Source organism: Algoriphagus sp. CAU 1675, from assembly GCF_029222925.1.
In the GTDB taxonomy this organism is placed as follows: domain Bacteria; phylum Bacteroidota; class Bacteroidia; order Cytophagales; family Cyclobacteriaceae; genus Algoriphagus.
On record NZ_JARHUI010000004.1, the window covers coordinates 443,527 to 464,548 of the forward strand.

Genomic DNA, 21,022 nt, shown 5'->3' on the forward strand with positions numbered 1-21,022 from the left:
TTTAAGCTTTCAACCAATTCAGAGAGGCGATAAATCTCTCACTATTTAATTAATTGGCTTTTTTTAGCCTACCCCCAAACAATTGACCCAATAAGGGAAACTGCACATTTTGCGTGCAACACCAAACCATAGTTGATTTTAACTATAAAGGGGTTTTCAATGATATTATTTAAAAAACGAAAAAAACGCAAAGGCTAATTCTATTTTACTAAACCTAATTTTATAATTCTAAACACTACGACAAATGAAAAACAGCTACAAGTTTAGGCTGCTTTTCCTGTTTAGTATGCTGGCATCTATCACGGCATTTGCCCAGCAGACAGTAACAGGTAAGGTAACGGCAAAAGAAGACGGCCAGGCTATTCCTGGTGTTAGCGTCCTCGTCCAGGGAACTTCTTCCGGTGGAGTGACGGATATTGATGGGAATTTTTCAATTTCCGTTCCAGGTCCGGAGTCAATTTTGGTTTTCTCTTTTATAGGATTTGAAACCCAAAAAGTTCTGGTTGGAAACAATACCAGAATATCTGTCAGTCTGGCAACTCAGGAATCCGAACTTGATGAAGTAATTGTAACGGCATTTGGTATTTCACAGGAAAAGAAAGCCTTGGGATACTCGGCACAAAATATCAACGCGGATGAAATTGCAAAATCCAGACAACCCAACATCGTCAATGCCCTGCAAGGACAAGTTGCTGGTGTACAAGTAACCAATTCCGGTGGAGCTCCTGGACAATCTGCAAGGATTATCATCCGTGGGATCAACTCATTGGATCCATCTGCCGACAATCAGCCTTTGTTTGTGGTAGATGGGGTTCCTGTGGACAACTCTACCATTGAATCGGGGGGAACCCCAAGAGGAATGTCTAACCGAATTGCGGATATTAATCCAAATGACATAGAATCAATGTCCGTGTTGAAAGGAGCTGCTGCAACTGCTTTGTACGGTGTACGGGCCGCTAATGGAGCAGTGATTATCACAACCAAAAAAGGAAAAGAAGGTCAAATCAGAGTAGACTTCAATTCTTCCTTAGGCTTTGATCAATTAAAAAAACTCCCCGAACTTCAGAATCAATATGGGCAGGGGTATAGTGGAGTTCGTGATGACTCCAGCTTCTGGCCATCTTGGGGAGCCAAAATTTCCGAAGAAAATGACCCAAATTACGTATACCAGGACAACTGGAACCGAGCATTTGATACCGGAGTACAATTTGACAATAGCCTGAGTGTATCCGGAGGAAATGACAAAGCAACATTTTACGGTTCATTTGGCCGTTTGGATCAAAAAGGAATAATTCCCTTCTCAACCTGGGACAGAACCAGCGCCAAATTATCCGGCACTATCAAGGCCAGCGAGAAATTCAACTTCTCCGGTTCAATGAACTACACCAATTCGGGAGGTAATCGCGTCCCTCATGACCGTTTCCTTGAAAGAATGATGTATTGGTCAGAAACCACTGACGTTAGGGATTATATCAACCCTGACGGAACTATGAAGACTTATGCCAATACTAACCCGATTTACGATGCCCGATTTTCCACCTATGAAGACAATGTCAACCGCATCATCGGAAACATTAATCTGAATTACAGCCCGGCCGATTGGGTCACATTCTCTTATAGACTGGGGATGGATAACTATTCAGATTCGAGAACGGAAATCACCCCTGGTCCCATGGGAATTGACGGGGAGGTACCTTTGAGTTCAACTGGATTTATTGGGGAGACCCGAATCAATAGCAGGGATCTTACTTCCAATTTTTATGTAGCCATCAAAAAACAATGGAATGAGGACTGGAATACCAGCTTGAGAATAGGAAATGACGTTTTCGAAAGAAAATATGACCGGATATCTGCCTCTGGATCCAACTTCGTGATCCCGGGTTTTTACAACTTAAGTAATACTACTCAGATCTTTGCAAGTCAAGGAAAAAGCATCCGAAGACTAGTGGGCTTTTACGGTGATCTAATGGTGGATTATAAAAACTTCCTATTCCTTAACATCACCGGTAGAAACGACATCTCCTCCACGCTTCCTAAAAACAACAATTCCTTCTTTTACCCTTCCGTAAACCTGGGATATGTCTTTAGTGAAAATTTCGATCTTCCATCTTGGGTCACCTTCGGAAAACTTAGAGGTTCTTGGGCCCAGGTAGGTAAAGATACCAATCCTCATATTTTGGGAGCTACCTTCGTTTCTCCTTCTGTATTTCCTCTGAATGGACAGGTAGGATTTTCCAGAAACTCAACCTTTGGAGATCCAAACCTGAAACCTGAGACAACTACCTCAATTGAATTCGGAACGCAGTTGGCCTTTTTCAACAACAAAGCCAACCTCGATGTAACCTACTATAAATCCAACGCCAAGGATCAAATCATCCCTGTTCCAATTTCTGATGCAACTGGCTTCTCTTCCTATATTACCAATGCCGGTGAAATCGAAAACAGAGGTTGGGAAATCGTATTGGGAGGAACTCCAATCGAGCGCGGAGATTTTCGTTGGGATGTCACAGCAAATTTGACTACCAATAAAAATGAAATCAAATCAATCCGGGAAGGGATAGATCAAATAGTAGTTGGTTCCCAATTCGGATATGTGGGAAGTACCGTGACCATGATCCTAAAAGAAGGTGAAGCCTATGGAAATATTTATGGTTCCAGCTATGTAAGACCAGGAGCAACAGAAGGTGCCACAAAATTAGATCGTGATCTCCCCATGCTGATCGGTGCAAACGGGTTTCCAGTAAGAACCGGGAACCAATTGATCTTGGGCAATGCAGTTCCAAAATTCTTTGGCGGATTGAGAAATGAATTTTCGTATAAAGGATTCGAACTTTCGCTTTTGATTGATTTTAGAGCTGGATTAGAACAGTACAATCAGTTCGCAAACTTCTTGGCCGCATTTGGAAAGCAAAAAGATTCGGAAAGAAGAAATGACATTGTAGTATTCCCAGGAGTATTGGCTGATGGCTCCCAAAACACCAAGGAGGTTTGGTTGGGACAAGGGATTGGACCTGATGGGGTTAATTATGGTGCTGGTTATTGGAGAAATGCCTATAGAGCGATTTCCGAAAACTTTGTGAATGATGCCAGCTTTATCAAACTCAGAAACATAACTCTTGCTTACAGTTTGCAGCCTAGCGTTTTGGAAAGAACCCCGTTCCGTACAGCACGCTTTTCCTTGGCAGCAAACAATATTATCCTTTACACTCCTTGGGACGGATTTGACCCTGAGTCCTTCTCTGCAGGTGCAGGAGGGAACGCTGTAGGGTTTACCGGACTGGGATTCCCTGGTGTACAAAGTGTTTTCTTTACATTGAATTTGGGACTGTAAACCTCTAAACCACGCAAAAATGAACTTTACAAATAAACTTTCTGCGATTTTAGGCGCATCCCTGATATTGATCGCTTCAGCTTGCGATTCATTTTTGGATGTCAATGAAAATCCAAACAACCCTGAAGATGCACCAATCTCCGGGTTGATGACCAATAGTACCTATGAGACGGCTCTAAATGTCTACAGGATTGGTAGTGCCACGAGCAATTATGTACAATATTTGGCTTCCCCAAACCCAAACAGCGGTTCGGATGTCATGGACCCTACCGATTTCAGTGGAACTTGGTTTAGTCTTTATAATGTCATGACAGACTTGAATGAGATTATGCGTAAATCCGAAGAATCAGGAGCCAGCCATTACTTGGGCGCTTCTCAAATACTAATGGCCTTGAACCTAGGAATGACCGTTGACCTTTTCGGAGATGTCCCCTACTCTCAAAGTTTTAATTTTGAGACGGTAACACCATCCTATGATGATGACCAGCAGCTCTACGCTCAAATCATTAGCTTGTTGGATCAAGGTATTACCAACCTTCAGGGCCAAACCTCTATTTCCATGGGAAGTGATGACTTCATCTTTGGGGGAAACGTGAACAACTGGATCAAGTTTGCATATTCTTTAAAGGCCCGCTTCCTCATCCACACCAAAGGAGGAAATGGTTACAATGCCTCAGAGGTACTGAATGCAGTGAACAATGGTTTTTCCTCAAATGCTGACGATGCCTCCGTAACTTTCTTTGAGCAAAGATTCAATCCTTGGGCACAGGTAGCTATCAACAATTCCAACTTGCTTTTGGGAGGTTGGATTTCCGAACAATTTATTGAAGCTCTTGACGGTACCTCTTACCCAACAGTGGATCCCAGACTTCCGCTTATGGTAGGAACAACTGATGAGGGTGAATTCGTAGGTACAGTCAACGGAGCTGGACGAGGAGATGCCCCAGAACAAGGAGCACGCTCCACGCTGATTCCGGGACAATTTTACACCTCCACCCTTTCCCCAATATTGATTGCAACTTACTCCGAACTTAAATTCATTGAGGCGGAAGCAGCTTTTGACACTGATAAAGCCCGTTCATACGCCGCATACCTTGCAGGTATTGAAGCCCATATGGATATGTTGGGAGTAGCAGCTGGTGAGAAGGCTGGCTACCTAGCAGATCCAAGTGTCAGTATGGGTGAAGATGCTCTGACTTTGGACGATATCATGAAGGAAAAATGGGTTGCCCTGTTCTTACATCCGGAAACTTGGAACGATGCCCGTCGTTTTGATTATGCTTATAAGAACATGACCCTTCCAGAAAATTTAAATCCAAATCTTAACAATCAATTCATTAGAAGACTTGCCTATCCTGATAGTGAAGTTAGCCGGAACGGAAACAATGTCCCATCGGTTACCCTACTGGATCGAATTTGGTGGAACCAGTGAAAATTTGATTAATCCTCTAAGTCTCCTGCCTTAAAGCAGGAGACTTTTTTTATTTTAAGCATATGAAACCGGGCATGAAGAATACGCTCTTACGAATGGAGAAGTATCAAGCATGTGAGATCCCTCCCGAGATGCATCGGAGGACCGATAAAAAACAATTTTAAACAGATGAAAAAAATTCTTCTTGGACTTTTGCTGCTCGCCAGTTCCTGTACGGTCCAAAAAATCAATAAATCCCTTACCAAATCTGATGTTTTCGATAAAGGGCACCTAGGGTTTATGCTACTGGACCCGGAGAACGACAAGGTGTTGGTCGACATCAATTCAGATAAATACTTCATACCGGCATCCAATACCAAGCTGTTTACTTTTTACACTTCTTATTCGGTACTGGGAGACGGTTTGGTCAACGGACTGAATTATTTGGAACGTGGGGATTCCCTGATTTTTTGGGGAACGGGAGACCCGAGCTTTTTGCATCCTGACCTGAAAAACCAAGTCGCTCTGGATTTCCTGAAAAAGAGTAGCAAACAACTATTCCTGCTGGACAATTTTGATCAGGTCAATGCCTTTGGCCCAGGCTGGGCCTGGGATTGGTACAATGCCTATTATGCTACCGAACGTTCGGCATTCCCGATTTATGGTAATGTGGTCCGGTTCAACTATTCGGAAGGAGATCAATATTTCTCCATCAATCCAGAGTGGTTCAAACCCTTTGTAGCCGCTGTCAAGACTGAAAACTGGAAAAGCTTTAATTTCAAAAGGGACAGATATCAGAACCATTTTTCCTACCAATTCACAGAAAAGCCCGACCTGAAACCTTTTGAAACGGATATTCCCTTTGTCACTTCAGCTGAACTGACCGCAGCGATGCTTTCGAAGCTTTTGGAAACAAAGGTCACGCTCCTAAAAAACAACCGCCTTCTTTCTAGCGAACCTAAGAAACTGTTAACCGCTCCTGCAGACAGCATCTATTCCCAAATGATGAAAATCAGTGACAATTTTCTAGCGGAGCAATTGATGCTGCTGGTCTCAGACCAACTTACCAACTCCCTCAGCACAAGTGATGCTATTGCTTATTCAAAGGAAAACTTGCTAGCCGATCTTCCTGACGAACCTTTTTGGTATGACGGTTCGGGACTTTCAGCAAGGAATATGTTTACCCCCAGAACTGTTGTGGCTCTTTTGGGAAAAATCCGTGCAGAAGTCCCACTCGAAAAAATCAAAGCCTATTTTCCAGCAGGAGGATCTTCAGGAACCATCAGAAATTGGTATGCGCCTGATCCGGGGCAGGAACCCTACGTTTATGCCAAAACCGGCACGCTGAGTATGAGCAATGCACTGAGTGGGTTCCTCTTTACCAAAAGTGGAAAAATCCTTCACTTCTCCTGCATAATGAACAACTATGCCATTTCTTCCAATGACCTGAAGACTGAATTGCAAAAGGTCCTCTATTTTATCCACGACAAGTATTGAACCATGAAAAAACATCTCCTCTTTCTAGTCTCCTTTCTTCTAATCTCTCAATACCTCTTTTCCCAATCCTTCACCATGGAGCAAGTGGGAAAATTCAGCTTTCCATCTGAACTAACCTCCTCCCCTTCTGGGGAAAAGATCGCCTGGGCCATGAATGAGCAAGGCAAAAGAAATGTCTACTTTGCTGAAGGCCCGGATTTCAATCCAGTGAAAATGACTGATTTTTCCAAGGATGACGGACAGGAAATCAGCAGTCTGAGCTTCACACCTGATGGAAACTGGCTGGTATTTGTACGAGGTGGAGATCATGGTGGGAGCAATGCATCCTCTACGGTCAATGCACAAAACCTCCCTGTACTTCCCAAAGTTGAGATTTGGAAAATAAATCTGGAATCGAAAAAAGCCGAACCAGTTGTGGAAGGTGATAATTTTACAATCGGTCCCACTAACCAATTGCTTTTCCTGAAGAATGGCCAAGTCTGGAAAGCCGATTTAGGCGGAAAAGAAAAGTCTTCCCAACTCTTTCAGATCAAAGGGAATGTCAATTCATTGGAGTTTTCTCCTGATGGAAAAAAACTGGCCTTCACCGTCAACCGGGGAGGACATCAGTTAGTGGGGATTTACGAAAATCAGGAGACCCCAATTCATTGGATTGCTCCTTCTTTTCACCGCTATTCTCAGCCTAAATGGTCACCAGACGGGACCAAAATTGCTTTTATCAAAACCCTTGGAGGAGAGGGTATCGCTTTTCCACTTTTGGAACCCCGCCACATCCCTTGGGAAATCTGGTTGGCAGATGTAGAAAGTGGCGAGGGTGAAAAACTTTGGAAAGCTCCAGAAACCCTCCGTGGTTCCTACCGCTATCCTTTCTTTGCTTTCCCAAGCAACGGGGAAATCATCTTCGAATCCTATGAAGACGGCTGGCAGCACCTCTATTCCTTGGATGTAAAAAGCAGAAAAAGCCTACTCCTCACCCCGGGAGACTACATGGTAGAGCAGATAAAACTCAGTTCAGACAGTAAAAAACTGGTCTTCTCTGCCAATACCGGAAACCATGCACTGGATATAGACCGAAGACATATTGGGTCAATTGATCTTGCTAGTAAAAAGTTGACCTGGGAAACTTCAGGAGAGGGAATCGAAGCCTATCCTGTGACAATAGGGAATCAGGGGAAAATGGCATTTTTCTCCGCTACAGCCCAGCGCTCTCATCTTGTATCACTGAAAGAAGGCCACCAAACCCGACTTCTTCAGGAAAGCATCATTCCTTCGGATTTTCCTCAAAGCAGTTTGGTCACCCCAAAGCAGGTGGTGTTTACTGCTCCGGACGGCACCAAGGTACATGCCCAGCTATTTGAAAAGCCCGGAGGACCAGTAAAAAAGCCTGCAGTTCTCTTTGTGCATGGAGGCCCACAAAGGCAAATGCTATTGGGCTGGAGCTACATGGATTACTATTCAAATACTTACTCACTCAACCAATATCTGGCAGAACAGGGTTTTGTGGTTCTGTCGGTGAATTTCCGGTTGGGAATTGGCTATGGATATGAGTTTCACCGGCCTGCCTATGGTTATTATCAGGGTGCTGTGGAATATCAGGACATCAAAGCTGCCGGAGAATATTTGGCAAACTTGCCTCAGGTGAACTCCGAAAAAATAGGGATCTATGGAGGAAGCTATGGTGGATATTTGACCTCACTGGCACTGGCTCGGGATTCCGATCTTTTTAAGGTGGGTGTGGACATCCACGGAGTTCATGACATGGATCAACGATATGAATTGCCGGATGGATATGAAGTTTCCCCTGATTATGAAAAAGCCAAAGAGGTAGCCTGGAAATCCTCTCCTATGCCGGACTTGGACAAATGGACCTCCCCGGTACTGTTCATCCATGCAGACGATGACCGCAATGTCAACATCAGCCACAGCACGGATCTGATCCGGAGATTTGATGAATTAGGCAAGCCTTACGAATCCATTTTGATTCCGGGAGACACACACCATTGGATGAAATGGAGCAATATGATCCGGGTGAACCAAGCCACTGCGGACTTCCTCAAAAAACACCTGATGGACTAATTCATGAAGCACTCGGTTCACATACTCAATGGGGATTCCCTAGCATCCCTACTCCCAGACCAAATCCAAGGAGAAAGAATCGTTTTCAGGGAATGCCTCATCGATGGACCAGTTGATGCTGAATCCGAAGAAAAATTCTGGGAAACCCGGAAGAAATTCATCCAATCTAATTTTGGCCCTAGTCCGGATTATGAATCCTACAGTAAAAATGAAATCCTGAAAATCAAAAATATCTCCGTTGATTCCGAGGTCTATCTTTGGTTTGAAGAAGACCTCTTTTGCCTGGTCAATTTCTGGAAAGCCGTAGACATGCTTTCCTCCCGGGTATATGAAGCCTATTTGGTCACTCCCGGAACGGAAAACCCATACAGTTTTGCGGAATTGGACTCTCAGAAACTTATCGAAAGGTTCCATTCCGCCCAGCATCTTCAGAAAGAAGACCTGATACTTTTCTCAACAATGTGGTCCTATTTCCAAAAAGAGGAAGTTTTTGAGGCGCTACATCTTGCAGAAAAATTCAGCGATAGATTCCCATTTCTTCTCCGGGCCATTGAGGCATGGAGGGAAATGATTCCACTGGGAGAATTCCCAGGAAAACCCATAGAAACGCTAAGGGAGATTGTAAATGAATTAAAAACAGAAGACTTTGAAGTGATCTTTCCTGAATTCCAAAAGCGACTTCCTATTTACGGATTGGGAGATCTGCATGTGAAAAGACTCTTAGAGCAAATCCCAAAAGAAAGGCAATGACGCTTCTTTTTGTATTCCTATTTTAAAATGCCGGCCACAGTTTAATTAACTTCACCCCATGCAATGGTTTACCGAATTTGAGATTCCCCAATCCCCTTTCCCCATCTCGCACCAATCCAAGGTCCTGAGCATGGGATCTTGTTTTGCGCAGAGCATGGGCGAGAAAATGGAAGAACACAAATTCGATATTTTCATCAACCCCTTCGGCACTATCTTTCATCCCTTGGCACTAAGGGATCTTTTGGATTTGGCAATCCGTAGAAATCCAATTGATGAAAAACTGATTCTGGAAAGAGATGAGACCTATTTCCATTATTTGGCCCATTCGGATCTCTTTGGAAAAAGTGAAGCAGAACTTCTCGAGAAATTCAGCCATCAATTAGAAATTACCAGAGAATATTTAAGTAAAGGAAGTCATCTGATCCTGACTTTTGGGACTTCCTGGATTTATGAACTGCAGGAAAACATTCGGGTAGCCAATTGCCATAAGCAGCCCCAAAAGATCTTCCGAAAACGGTTGACCGGCTTGGAAGAAATGGAAAACACCATGGCTGAATTATTGAAACAATTGACCGGATCCAACCCCAAGCTCAAAGTCATTCTGACAGTCAGCCCGGTTCGCCATATCAAAGACGGTATCCCTGAAAACCAACTCAGCAAAAGCCTGCTCAGAGTCCTATGTTCCAAACTGGAAGAGCAGTTCTCATTTGTAAACTACTTCCCATCCTATGAAATCATGATGGATGAACTACGGGATTACCGATTTTATAAAAGTGACAGAATACATCCAACTGAGGAGGCCGAATCCTATATCTGGAAAAAATGGAAATCCTCCTTTTTCAGCACAGCAACTCAAGAAACAATTGGAAAAATATCTAAAATACAGCGGGAACTGGTCCACCGCCCACTCAATCCGGAAAGTCCCTCTCATCTGAAATTTCTTCAGAATTTACTCCAAAAGCTGGAACGATTGAACGAAGAATTTGATTTTTCAAAAGAAATAAAATTCGTGTCAGAATCATTAAATCCCCCAAACCTTCCTTAAAAGGGAGAGATATTTTCCAGTCGAAATCGAAAAAATTTTCAATTCTCAATTTATAATTTCTAGATGCCCAGTCGCCTTATCCATAGCCAAAGCCCCTATTTGCTACAACACGCCCACAATCCCGTGGATTGGTATCCTTGGGGACCGGAAGCCTTACTCAAGGCAGAGGTGGAAAACAAACCCATCCTCGTTTCCATTGGGTATTCAGCCTGTCATTGGTGCCATGTGATGGAGCGGGAAAGCTTTGAAGATGAACTCACAGCAGAACTGATGAATGAAAATTTCATCTGCATCAAAATTGACAGGGAAGAGCGGCCCGACCTGGACAACATTTACATGGATGCGCTGCAAAACATGGGGCTTCAAGGTGGCTGGCCCCTCAATGTATTCCTGATGCCCAATCAAAAGCCATTTTATGGAGGAACCTATTTCAAAAATGAGCAATGGAAAAACCTTCTGGCCAATATTTCCGATGCCTTTGCCAAGCATGAACACCAACTGGCCGAAAGTGCTGAAGGTTTTGGAAGAAGTTTGAACCGGTCGGAATTAGAGAAATATGGAATCCGTGCTGTAGAGTCGGACCTGGATCAGGATGAATTGGCAGAAATAGTCACCAAGCTTTCCTCCCAGTTTGATCCGGAATGGGGAGGGATGAACAGAATCCCAAAATTTCCCATGCCTGTCATTTGGAGTTTTGCCCTGGATCACGCCCTTTTGAGCAAAAACCAAAAACTGCTGGATAAGGTCCTTTTTACGCTGAGGAAGATTGGACAAGGAGGAATTTACGATCATCTGAGAGGGGGATTTGCCCGGTATTCCGTGGATGGAGAATGGTTTGCTCCCCACTTCGAAAAAATGCTCTATGACAACGGGCAGCTTTTGGAACTCTATGCCAAGGCCTATCAGGTAAGCCAAGATTCATTCTTTCTTGAAAAAGTACAGGAAACTTCAGCCTGGCTGGAAGCAGAAATGCTTCAGGAAGAAGGGGGTTTTCATGCTGCACAAGATGCCGACAGTGAAGGAGTGGAAGGGAAATTTTATACTTGGACTTATGCCGAACTGCAGAATTTGGTGGGAGAAGAACTCCCCTGGCTCAGCAAATTATACAACTTAAGGCCTCATGGTAATTGGGAGGACGGCGTCAATATTCTGTTTCAAACCAGAAGCTATAAAGAGATTGCCGAAGAATTTGGAATGAGCAAAAAGGAACTAATGGACAAGCTGGCTGAAGTAAAATCCAAGCTTTTGGAGGTCCGGAACCAACGGGTTTTCCCGGGTAAAGATGACAAGGTTCTTGCGGGCTGGAATGCCTGGATGAGCGCAGGCTTGATTCAAGCTTACTATGCTACCGGAGAAAAACAACTCTTGGATCTGGCCCTTTCCAATTTGGAATTTATTCAGCAAAAAATGATGCCTGAGGGAATTTTGCACCGCTCCTACAAAAACGGGAAGGCTTATACCAAGGCATTTTTGGAAGATTATGCCGCAGTGACCAAAGCATTGCTAATGGCTTATGAAGCTTCAGGGAAGGTTCATTTTTTAAACCAAGCCAAGGAATTGGTGGATTTCTGTCTGGAGAATTTCTTTGACGAAAAGGAAAGCTATTTCTATTTCAACAACCCCAAAGCAGAAAAATTGATAGCCAACAAAAAGGAGCTTTTCGACAACGTCATCCCCTCCTCCAATTCCATTATGGCACGAAACCTTCACAGGCTTTCCCTTTTCACCTATGAGGAAAAGTATTCCGAAATCGCAGGAAAAATGCTGGGAGGCATGAAGGAACTGATCCTCAAAGACCCCGGGTTCCTTTGCAATTGGGCGACTCTTTATTTGGAAAGACTGGTACCGACCGCAGAAATTGCCATCCTTGGAAATGGAGCCAGTGATATAGCCCGGAATTTCCAACAGAACTACCATCCCAATGCAGTATTGGCTTGGTCAGAAACTCTGACAGAAAATGCCCCGATTCTTCAGGGGAAAACACCTGATTCGGCTCAAAATGCCTTAATTTATGTTTGCTTTGACCATGCCTGCCGCAAGCCGGCCAATAGTCTGGAGGAAGCCCTTTCTCAACTCCCCTATTTAAGCTGAATCTGTGGAAAGTCTGTTTGGAGATCAAGAATTTACCGGAAACGAAAGTAGTCTTGCCTATGCGGACATTATCCTCCCAGTTCCTATTCCTAGGATGTTTACTTACAGGGTCCCCAGATCCTTACATGACAGCATCCAAATAGGGTCCCGGGTTATCGTTCAATTTGGAAAGAAAAAAATCCTAACAGGAATTATAGGAAAGGTTCACGCTAAACCACCGCAGGTTTACGAAGCCAAACCAATTCTGGAAGTTTTGGATGATCAGCCCTCCGTCAATCCTCTTCAGATCCGTTTTTGGGTTTGGATGGCAGAGTACTACTGCTGTCATATTGGGGAAGTGATGCATGCTGCCCTACCATCTGGATTGAGACTTTCAAGTGAAAGTAAAGTTCAGCTTAACCCCAATTTTGTACGGGAAGAAAGCAAATATCCTCTTGACGAGAGAGAAGAAAAGATTCTTGAGGCCCTGGAGCATCAAGATGAATTAAGCTATGAGGATTGTGAAAAAATTCTGGGTGTCAAAACCATCCACCCCATTCTCAAAAGCCTGGTTGGCAAGGAAGCCATCTTGATCTATGAAAAAGTCCAGGAAAAGTACTCCCCGAAAGTGGAGACACGGATCCGGCTCAAAGAAGAAATTGCTTCCAACAAGAATGCTCTTGAGGCAGTATTTGAAGGAGTTTCCGGAAAACCCAAACAGGAGTCCATAGTACTCAAATACCTGAGAGACGTTCCGGTCTTTCAAAAGCCCCACCTCAATGCAAAGGGCGTAGAAAAGGCAATTTTGCTTGAAGAAGGAGATTCAGAAAGCTCTCTCAGAACCCTGATCAAAAACGGCATCTTTGAATCCTTCAAGCAAGTAGTCAATCGGATTGAAGAAATAAAACCGGAAAAAGAGGCTGCCCAACTTTCGGATGTACAAAAACAGGCTTTCACTCAGATTAAAGAACAGTTTGAAAGCAAACAAACCGTCTTGCTGCATGGGGTCACCGGAAGCGGAAAAACCGAAATCTATATTCAGATGATCCGTGAGGTCATCGAAAGTGGTTCTCAGGTATTGCTGCTCTTACCCGAAATTGCACTGACCACTCAGATTGTGAGCAGGCTTCAGCAGGTTTTTGGTTCTCAAATGGAGGTTTACCATTCCAAGTATTCAGACAATGAACGCGTAGAAGTCTGGAATGGCGTATTGAGCGGAAGATTCTCCTTTGTGGTGGGTGTCCGTTCTTCAATTTTTCTTCCCTTTGACAGCCTCGGCCTGATCATCGTGGATGAAGAACATGAAGCGAGCTATAAGCAATTCGATCCTGCACCGAGATTTCAGGCTAGGGATGCCGCCATTATGCTGGCCTATTTTCACCAGGCAAAAACAGTCCTGGGCTCTGCTACCCCTTCCTTTGAATCCTACTTCAATGCAAGGCAGGAGAAATATGGGTACATAGAAATTCCTCATCGCTTTGGAGAAGCAAGCCTCCCCCACTACCATCTTGCTGATCTGGCAGGGGACCGGAAGAAAAACTTACTGAAACTGGATACCACCCGGATACTCAGAGAGAAAATCCAAGATGCACTGAGTAAAAATGAACAAATCCTGATTTTCCAAAACCGGCGGGGCTATTCTCCCTACATCCAATGTGAGGACTGTGGATGGACAGCACAATGCGTACAATGCGATGTCAGTCTTACTTACCATCAATATTCTGAAGAACTTCGCTGCCACTACTGCGGCTACAAGGAAAAAGTACCCCAATCCTGCCCTGCTTGCGGAAGCAGCCAATTGAGCACTATGGGGATGGGAACGGAACGAATCGAGGAATCTCTGAGAATGCTTTTCCCTGAGGCGAGAGTTGGCAGAATGGACTTGGACACCACCCGAAACAAATATGGCTACCAGCGGCTGTTGGACGAATTTGGGGCAGGTCAGATCGATATTCTGGTTGGCACACAAATGATCACCAAGGGACTGGACTTTGGGAGAGTGACTGTCGTTGGTATTTGGGATGGAGACAGAATTCTGAATTTCCCGGATTTCAGATCCGGAGAGCGGGCATTTCAGCAGATCACCCAAGTGGCAGGCCGGGCAGGCAGGCGTTCTGAGCAAGGACAAGTGATCATCCAGACCCGGAACACTGAAAACCAACTTTACGAGCAGGTAATCCATGGAGATTACCATGAGTTTTTCCAAATTGAAATGGAAGACAGGAAGAAGTTTTATTATCCTCCTTATGTCAAATTGGTAAAAATCACGACCCGACACAGTGATTTTAAAACTGCTGAAAAAGCCGCAAATGCCCTACACCGGGAAATGGCACAGGTAGCAGTTAAAAAAATCGTACTTGGCCCTGAAAAAGCGCTCATAGGCAGAATTAAAAACCAATATCAGTTCGAGAGCTTAATTAAATTGGATAAGTCCGGAAACACCCAAAGCATATTTAAGGAAAACTTATCTCAAATTCTTGAAAACCTTCAATCCATCCCAGAATTTAGATCGGTTCGTTGGATAGTGGATGTAGATCCATCCTAGGACTCTTCTCTATTCCCTGACTACCCGCTCCATAAAATCCAAAACATCCCGATATGCTTGACTTCCCGTCCAAAAAAACTGGGTAATCATGGGAATATGCTTCTTTTTGGGATAGATCTTCAATTCCACATCCAGATGTTGTTGCTCGGCTTCCTGGACAAAGCGTTTTCTACCTTCCCTAATTGCCGGGTAGGTCCTTTCCCCTTCCAGAATTAACATGGGAACTTCCTCCTTCTCCAAAAAGTAAATGGGAGAAGCATCCTTCCAAACCTGTGGATCCTCAGTAAAAACTGGCAGGTATTTTTTACCCTCTCCATTCTTGGTCTCCTCTAAATATCCATACATATCCAACCCTGCCGGATCAATCAAGATTGTTCCCTGTAATGGATTTGGGACTCCGGCTTTTTGATACAACTCATCCTTTACAGTTGCCAAGGCCGCCAAATGTCCACCGGCTGAATGCCCGGCAAGAAAGATTTGTTCTGGATCCCCTCCATAGGCTTGAATGTTCTTTTTGGTCCAAACAACCGCCCTTAGCGTAGCCTCTTCCATGGCCTTGACCTGAAAATCAGGAGCAAGTGGATAATCCACTATGACAGTCACCACTCCTCTCCTCGCCAGACGATTGCCCAGGTAATCATAAACTTCCTTTTTCCCATGCTCCCAACTACCTCCATGGATAAAAATCAACACAGGAAGATTGACTGCTTTTTGGGGAGCAAAGATATTCAGTCGCTTTTCAGGAAAGCCAAATTCATTTGTTGAAGAAACATAGGGGACTTCCTTGGTTCGCTCTACTCTTTTTACCGCACAATTCTGAAAAAGCAAAACAACAAAAGCAGCAATAAGCAGGTGTTTGAAGGTCATAGTTTTCGTTTCAAGGAATTTATACCTGAATTTTCAATTTGTTTTCAACATCACCAAGGAATAGAGAATAATCCTGACAAATCCGGCTTTGAATGATTTTTCTCATTATTTTTCAAAACCTTTCCTCTTTCCTTTGGCAAAGGATCCGCAATCGTATGAAAAAGCAACTTCTTACTGATTTTTTCTCACTCCTTACCCTTATCAGTTTTGTAAGCCTCGCCTTCCTGCCCTCTTGCGGTGAATCAGAATCGCAAGTAATCCATCCAGAAGTGAGAACCATTACGGAGTCCGTCTATGCTTCAGGACTTATCAAAGCCAAAAATCAATATGAGGCCTTTGCTCTTGGTAGCGGCCCTATTGAAGAGATTTTTGTATCGGAAGGAGACACAGTGGAGGTAGGGACACCCATTATGAAAATATTTTCCGAACGGGAAAAACTCAATCGGGAAAGTGCAGAACTTGCCCGTGCCTATGCCGACCTCAATGCCAACCAAAGCAAACTTTTGGACCTTGAATTGACCATAGAACTTGCAAAAAGCAAGATGAAAAACGATTCTCTCCTATTTATCCGCCAAAAAAGCCTCTGGGACCAGGGAATAGGAAAAGCCATTGAATTGGAACAGCGGGAACTGGCTTATATCAATTCCAAAAGCGCTTATGAATCAGCCTTGCTTCGTTATTCGGATCTCAAAAGAGAAATCGAATTCAACTCAAAAAGCGCATCCAAAAACCTGGCGATCAGCGAGGCCCTTGAGGATGAATACTTGTTGAAAAGTGATATTGAAGGAAAGGTTTATTCCATTCTCAAGGAAAAAGGTGAAATGGTAAGCCCCCAAACTCCCCTTGCAGTAATTGGCAGCAGCACTGAGTTTATCTTGGAACTTCAGGTGGATGAATATGACATCGCTAAGGTCAAATTAGGGCAAAAGGTCATTGTTCGAATGGACAGTTATCCGGATGAGATTTTCGAAGCGGAAGTCAGCAAAATCTACCCCATCATGGATAGCAAATCCAAGAGTTTCACGGTAGAGGCAGAATTTATCACCGTCCCCAAAAGTCTTTATCCCAACCTGACTTTGGAAGCCAATGTGGTGACCCAAACCAAGGAAAATACGCTGGTCATTCCCAGAAATTATCTATTTGAAGAAGAAAAGGTCATCACCGAGTCCGAAGATACGCTGCAGGTAAAAACCGGAATCAAAACCTACCAGTACGCTGAGATTTTGGAGGGAATTGACACTTCCACAGGATTAATCCCTCCTGTAAAATGAGTTGGGGGCTGATCATAGAACTGGCCCGAGCCCTGATGCTAGCCCGACTGAAGCAAACCTTCATCGCAGGTGTTGGTGTGACCTTCAGTATCACCATGTTTGTGGCCTTGTTGGGGTTTATGAATGGGCTCAACACCATGCTGGATGGGTTAGTCATCAACCGAACTCCTCATATCCGGTTTTACAACCAAATCAAGCCTAATCCCAATCAGCCGATTGACCAGATGACAGATTTTGAGAATTCTCTCAACATCATCCGTTCCGTCAAACCAAGCACCAGCAGGCTTTCCATTTACAACAGCAAGGAAATCATCCGTACCCTGGAGTCAGACCCCAGAGTGTTGGGTGTGAGCTCCAAAGTTTCTACCCAAGTTTTTTTCAATGTCGGCACCATCGACCTTACAGGAGTAATCAATGGAATCGATGTGGACAAAGAAGCCGCCTTGTTTAGTTTTACCGATTATGTCACCCAGGGAAATTACGAAGAACTCAATCAAATCAATTCTATCATATTGGGAAAAGGGTTGGCTGACCGGATGCTTGCAGGAATCGGGGACGTCATTCAAGTGACCACAGCCCAAGGAAATCGGGTTCAGCTCAAAGTAGTAGGCTACTATCAGTCGGGTTTGGGGGATTTTGACAATGCCAATAGTTACGCATCCATTTCTACAGTCCAAAAAATCCTAGGAGAACCTACCTCCTATGTCACCGACATCCAGGTTAAACTCAAGGAACTCAGTCAGGCTCCTCCCATGGCCAGAGAAATGCGGGAGACTTTTGGAATCGACGCAGATGATATCCAGACTATAAATGCCCAGTTTGAAACAGGGACCAATGTACGAACCCTGATTAGTTATGCAGTAGGAATCACACTTTTGGTAGTTTCCGGATTTGGGATTTACAATATCCTGAACATGATGATCTATGAAAAGCTGGACACCATTGCCATCCTCAAAGCCATAGGATTCAACAGCCAGGATGTAAACCGGATTTTCATCACGATTGCCTTGACTATAGGGGTGATCGGTGGGGCGGTCGGTTTATTATTGGGCTTTTTGGCAGGTTTGGGGATAGACCAAATCCCATTTGAAACGGAAGCTCTGCCCACCATCAAAACCTTCCCGGTAGATTACAATCCTAAATATTATCTCATTGGAGGGGTGTTCAGTTTGGTCACCACCTATTTGGCTGGCTTTTTCCCGGCCAGAAAAGCCAGTGGAGTGGACCCTGTGGATATTATCAGAGGAAAATGAAAGAGCAAGACAGCCCAGTCCTGATTGCTCAGGACATCGATAAATACTTTTACAACCCGGTGAAAACCCAGGTGTTGAAAAAGGTAGGTTTTAAAATCGCCAAGGGGGAATTTGTGTCTATCGTTGGGAAATCTGGATGCGGAAAATCCACTCTTTTGTACATCCTCTCTACCATGGACACGGATTATGATGGGAAGATATTCATGGACAATGAATTGATTACCGGCAAATCGCACAATTATCTTGCTCACCTTCGAAATGAAAAAATCGGCTTTGTTTTTCAGTTCCATTACCTGCTCAATGAATTCTCTGTTTTGGAAAATGTCATGATTCCCGGCCTGAAGCTGGGCAACTATTCCCGGGAAGAACTGGAACACCGGGCCATGGAAAAACTCCGGATTTTTGAAATGGAAGAGCATGCCCTGAAAAAAGCCAACCAGCTTTCCGGAGGTCAAAAACAACGAGTAGCCATTGCCCGGGCCCTGATCAATGATCCACTTTTGATCATGGGTGATGAGCCTACCGGAAATCTGGATAAGAAAAACTCCGATATCGTATTCCATATGTTTCGGGAACTTGCCCAAGAATACAAACAGACCATGTTAGTCGTGACTCATGACCCGGAGTTTGCTGCAGGAACAGACCGGATCATTGAGATGGAAGACGGGAGAGTGATTAGGCAGTAGACAGTTTTACAGTAGGCAAATCGCAGTTGGCAAGTGCTGAAAACTGTCAATGATTACTGATAACTACCTTCTAAACAGCCGGTTCCTGCTGACTCAGGCAATGAAAAGAACCCAAGCCCCAAATGATGTCTGTACTGTCGATTCCGATAACACGTCTGTCCGGAAAGCATCCCGCCAAGATATCTAATGCTTTCTGGTCATTTTTATCGCGGAAAGTCGGCACTACGACCACTTCATTTCCAATATAGAAGTTAGCATATGAGGCAGGTAGTCGTTGGTCTTCCCAAATCACCGGTGAAGGCATGGGCAGTTCTACAATATTCAATTGCTTGCCATTTTCAAGACGCATTCCCTTCAGGAGCTTGAGATTTTCAGCAAGGATCTCATGGTTTTCATCAGCTTTGTTTTCTTCCACTACCGTCACCACCGTATCTTCATTCACGAATCGTGTGATGTCATCGATATGCCCATCTGTATCGTCTCCAATAATCCCATCTCCTACCCACAAAATATTCTTTACCCCATAGTAATCACAGAGGTATTTTTCAATCTGAGTCTGATTGAGATGAGGATTCCGGTTTTCATTAAGCAAGCAGGCGGTCGAAGTCAGCAAGGTTCCTTTTCCATTAAACTCGACTGAGCCTCCTTCCATGACAATTCCCGGCTTGAAATAGGGAATTCCAAGTTCTTCGGCAATTCGGATAGGAATCAGATTATCTAAGTCATAGGGAGGATACTTATCTCCCCAAGCGTTGTAATTCCACTTCACCAAGATCTTCTTCACCTCCGCATTTGGATTGATCAAAAAGGCAGGGCCGTGATCCCGACACCAGGCATCATTGGTAGGAAAAAAGTGAAAGTTTATTTTCCCCAAATCAACTCCAGCAGCTTGGAGATGCCCCAAAGCAAAGGTCTTCATGGCTTCATCTGCCACATTGATATTTACCTTTTGTCCCTTGGAAACCTCTTTTATAAACCGGGCATATGGACCATAAATGATATCAATCTTTCCAGGCCAAGAGGCTTCCTTATGCGGCCAACTCAGCCACATGGATTCCTGAGGGGCAAATTCAGCCGGGAAATAGTATCCCAACTCCGCTGGAGTCACGGTTCCGCTTTTTGCGAGTTCAAAAATATCTTGCATCGGCTTATTCTTCGTCGAGGAAACGCTTGGTAATAGGTTGATAGGAATCGATTCTTCTATCTCTCAGGAATGGCCAGTGGGTTCTGTATCGATCAGATCCGGTCAGATCCAAATCCTGAACATGAATTTCCTCTTCCAAATGCGGGGCTTTGTATATCACCCTTCCAAAAGGATTGGCTACAAAGGAACCACCCCAAAACTGCATTTCTCCCTCCACACCCGTGCGGTTGACAGAAACTACGGGAATGCCATTGGCTACGGCGTGAGATCTCTGAATGGTTTGCCAAGCTCCGTATTGTTCCTCATTGGTGGCTTCATCCTGGGAATGAGCCCAGCCAATGGCTGTTGGATAAACCAAGAAATCGGCTCCCTTCAGCGCTGTGATACGAGCCGCTTCCGGGTACCACTGATCCCAGCAAATCAATACACCAATAGTTGCGAATTTGGTCTTGAACACCTTATACCCCAAATCACCCGGAGTGAAGTAAAACTTCTCATAATAACCTGGATCATCCGGAATATGCATTTTTCTATACTTACCCAGATAGGTGCCGTCTGCATCCAATACCGCAGTAGTATTGTGATAAAGCCCTTCGGCCCTTTTTTCAAACAAAGAGGCAACGATGACCACTCCCAATTCCTTGGCTAATGCTCCCAAGGTATCTGTAGACGGCCCTGGGATGGCCTCAGCGAGATTGAAATTGTCGTAATCCTCCACATCGCAAAAGTATAGCGATCTAAAAAGCTCCTGAAGCACCACTACCTGTGCACCCTTTTGGGCTGCTTCCCGGATTCCGGCTATGGTTTTGTTCATGTTTTCGGCCACATCCCCAGAGCAACTGAGTTGGACCATACCTACTTTGACGGTTTTGTTTGCCACGGCTTACATATTTGGATTAGGTTGCAAAGATATCGTGGAAGGAAGGGAATGGCAAATGGGAAGGGAAGGAATAGAGATCGGGAAATTAGGAGATTGAAAATCAAGCCTTCTTTTCCCCTAAAGAATTGGAAGATATTTCTATTTCGGGGTATGAAAAACGGGAAAACCTGCCCGGAAAGGAAATATACCCGTAACA

The 21,022-nt window shown here is 44.3% G+C and carries 14 protein-coding genes; 11 read left to right on the top strand and 3 right to left on the bottom strand.

Annotated features, from left to right (window positions below):
- The first annotated feature begins 244 nt into the window (after nucleotides 1–244).
- The 8 genes from P2G54_RS11910 to priA all read left to right on the top strand — a co-directional run bounded on the left by P2G54_RS11910 (nucleotide 245) and on the right by priA (nucleotide 14,725).
- The gene (locus P2G54_RS11910) at nucleotides 245–3,331 is read left to right on the top strand and encodes a SusC/RagA family TonB-linked outer membrane protein (protein ID WP_275871394.1); all 3,087 of its coding nucleotides are present in this window, start codon (nucleotides 245–247) and stop codon (nucleotides 3,329–3,331) included.
- Nucleotides 3,332–3,350: 19 nt separating this feature from the next.
- Nucleotides 3,351–4,763 (top strand): SusD/RagB family nutrient-binding outer membrane lipoprotein, encoded by a 1,413-nt coding sequence (locus P2G54_RS11915; protein WP_275871396.1) that lies wholly within the window; start codon nucleotides 3,351–3,353, stop codon nucleotides 4,761–4,763.
- Between the two features lie 168 nt (nucleotides 4,764–4,931).
- Nucleotides 4,932–6,239, top strand: a complete 1,308-nt coding sequence (locus P2G54_RS11920; RefSeq protein WP_275871398.1) for a D-alanyl-D-alanine carboxypeptidase — start codon at nucleotides 4,932–4,934, stop codon at nucleotides 6,237–6,239.
- A 3-nt stretch (nucleotides 6,240–6,242) separates the two neighbouring features.
- Nucleotides 6,243–8,315, top strand: coding sequence for a prolyl oligopeptidase family serine peptidase (locus tag P2G54_RS11925; protein WP_275871400.1), 2,073 nt, complete (start codon nucleotides 6,243–6,245; stop codon nucleotides 8,313–8,315).
- 3 nt (nucleotides 8,316–8,318) lie between these two features.
- Entirely contained in the window at nucleotides 8,319–9,065 is a 747-nt protein-coding gene (locus P2G54_RS11930) for a DUF1835 domain-containing protein (RefSeq protein WP_275871402.1), read from the top strand.
- 58 nt (nucleotides 9,066–9,123) lie between these two features.
- Nucleotides 9,124–10,110 (top strand): GSCFA domain-containing protein, encoded by a 987-nt coding sequence (locus P2G54_RS11935; protein ID WP_275871404.1) that lies wholly within the window; start codon nucleotides 9,124–9,126, stop codon nucleotides 10,108–10,110.
- A 63-nt stretch (nucleotides 10,111–10,173) separates the two neighbouring features.
- Nucleotides 10,174–12,201: a thioredoxin domain-containing protein gene (locus P2G54_RS11940; protein WP_275871406.1), complete on the top strand. Its 2,028-nt coding sequence runs from the start codon at nucleotides 10,174–10,176 to the stop codon at nucleotides 12,199–12,201.
- Between the two features lie 4 nt (nucleotides 12,202–12,205).
- A complete protein-coding gene (gene priA, locus P2G54_RS11945; RefSeq protein WP_275871408.1) occupies nucleotides 12,206–14,725 on the top strand; it encodes a primosomal protein N' in 2,520 nt (839 codons plus the stop codon).
- A gap of 9 nt (nucleotides 14,726–14,734) precedes the next feature.
- Here priA and P2G54_RS11950 read toward each other — a convergent pair whose 3' ends face one another.
- Nucleotides 14,735–15,592 carry an alpha/beta hydrolase gene (locus tag P2G54_RS11950; protein WP_275871410.1) on the bottom strand — a complete coding sequence of 286 codons (858 nt, stop codon included), beginning with the start codon at nucleotides 15,590–15,592 and terminating at the stop codon, nucleotides 14,735–14,737.
- Nucleotides 15,593–15,747: 155 nt separating this feature from the next.
- Here P2G54_RS11950 and P2G54_RS11955 point away from each other — a divergent pair, with 155 nt between their 5' ends.
- The 3 genes from P2G54_RS11955 to P2G54_RS11965 are packed head-to-tail and all read left to right on the top strand — an operon-like array spanning nucleotide 15,748 to nucleotide 18,802.
- Nucleotides 15,748–16,863 carry an efflux RND transporter periplasmic adaptor subunit gene (locus P2G54_RS11955; protein WP_275871412.1) on the top strand — a complete coding sequence of 372 codons (1,116 nt, stop codon included), beginning with the start codon at nucleotides 15,748–15,750 and terminating at the stop codon, nucleotides 16,861–16,863.
- The gene (locus P2G54_RS11960; RefSeq protein ID WP_275871414.1) at nucleotides 16,860–18,116 is read left to right on the top strand and encodes an FtsX-like permease family protein; all 1,257 of its coding nucleotides are present in this window, start codon (nucleotides 16,860–16,862) and stop codon (nucleotides 18,114–18,116) included. The genes P2G54_RS11955 and P2G54_RS11960 overlap by 4 nt, the downstream gene beginning before the upstream one ends.
- Entirely contained in the window at nucleotides 18,113–18,802 is a 690-nt protein-coding gene (locus tag P2G54_RS11965; protein WP_275871416.1) for an ABC transporter ATP-binding protein, read from the top strand. Before P2G54_RS11960 ends, P2G54_RS11965 begins: the two co-directional genes overlap by 4 nt.
- A 70-nt stretch (nucleotides 18,803–18,872) precedes the next feature.
- Here P2G54_RS11965 and P2G54_RS11970 read toward each other — a convergent pair whose 3' ends face one another.
- A complete protein-coding gene (locus P2G54_RS11970; protein WP_275871417.1) occupies nucleotides 18,873–19,946 on the bottom strand; it encodes an agmatine deiminase family protein in 1,074 nt (357 codons plus the stop codon).
- Between the two features lie 4 nt (nucleotides 19,947–19,950).
- On the bottom strand, nucleotides 19,951–20,799 hold the full coding sequence (locus P2G54_RS11975) for a carbon-nitrogen hydrolase (RefSeq protein ID WP_275871537.1): 849 nt from the start codon (nucleotides 20,797–20,799) through the stop codon (nucleotides 19,951–19,953).
- Nucleotides 20,800–21,022: the final 223 nt, after the last annotated feature.

Coding starts and splice junctions, on each gene's coding strand:
- P2G54_RS11910 (WP_275871394.1), top strand. CDS start 245: ATGAAAAACAGCTACAAGTTTAGGCTGCTTTTCCTGTTTAGTATGCTG.
- P2G54_RS11915 (WP_275871396.1), top strand. CDS start 3,351: ATGAACTTTACAAATAAACTTTCTGCGATTTTAGGCGCATCCCTGATA.
- P2G54_RS11920 (WP_275871398.1), top strand. CDS start 4,932: ATGAAAAAAATTCTTCTTGGACTTTTGCTGCTCGCCAGTTCCTGTACG.
- P2G54_RS11925 (WP_275871400.1), top strand. CDS start 6,243: ATGAAAAAACATCTCCTCTTTCTAGTCTCCTTTCTTCTAATCTCTCAA.
- P2G54_RS11930 (WP_275871402.1), top strand. CDS start 8,319: ATGAAGCACTCGGTTCACATACTCAATGGGGATTCCCTAGCATCCCTA.
- P2G54_RS11935 (WP_275871404.1), top strand. CDS start 9,124: ATGCAATGGTTTACCGAATTTGAGATTCCCCAATCCCCTTTCCCCATC.
- P2G54_RS11940 (WP_275871406.1), top strand. CDS start 10,174: ATGCCCAGTCGCCTTATCCATAGCCAAAGCCCCTATTTGCTACAACAC.
- P2G54_RS11950 (WP_275871410.1), bottom strand. CDS start 15,592: ATGACCTTCAAACACCTGCTTATTGCTGCTTTTGTTGTTTTGCTTTTT.
- P2G54_RS11955 (WP_275871412.1), top strand. CDS start 15,748: ATGAAAAAGCAACTTCTTACTGATTTTTTCTCACTCCTTACCCTTATC.
- P2G54_RS11960 (WP_275871414.1), top strand. CDS start 16,860: ATGAGTTGGGGGCTGATCATAGAACTGGCCCGAGCCCTGATGCTAGCC.
- P2G54_RS11965 (WP_275871416.1), top strand. CDS start 18,113: ATGAAAGAGCAAGACAGCCCAGTCCTGATTGCTCAGGACATCGATAAA.
- P2G54_RS11970 (WP_275871417.1), bottom strand. CDS start 19,946: ATGCAAGATATTTTTGAACTCGCAAAAAGCGGAACCGTGACTCCAGCG.
- P2G54_RS11975 (WP_275871537.1), bottom strand. CDS start 20,799: ATGGTCCAACTCAGTTGCTCTGGGGATGTGGCCGAAAACATGAACAAA.